Origin of the sequence: Streptomyces sp. NRRL B-1347 (assembly GCF_000720325.1) — a bacterium.
GTDB lineage: Bacteria > Actinomycetota > Actinomycetes > Streptomycetales > Streptomycetaceae > Streptomyces.
Genome location: NZ_JOJM01000328.1, coordinates 1 through 247 on the forward strand (window position 1 = coordinate 1; position 247 = coordinate 247).

Sequence of the window (247 nt, forward strand, 5' to 3'; positions counted from 1 at the left end):
CTCAAGCGCGGAAGCACGCACCAACCGCTTGACGAACACACCCGAACCACGCACCGCGACCTGGTCCTCGCCACCCTCCACGGACAGCACCCCGGCCAGACGGACCAGCGCCCGGCTGTCCATGGTCTCGGGCAGGTCCACAACACCGCCCCAGCGCTGGGGGTACTCCGCCCCCACGATCCGGCCCAGACCCCACGCAAGCGACTGCACCGGACTCACCAGCCGGTCGGAACGACCCACCGACACC

At 70.4% G+C, this 247-nt stretch carries 1 protein-coding gene; it reads right to left on the reverse strand.

What is annotated here, in order from left to right:
- A partial coding sequence (locus tag IG74_RS47480; RefSeq protein WP_158858169.1) for a hypothetical protein occupies positions 1 to 247 on the reverse strand: 247 nt, incomplete at both ends.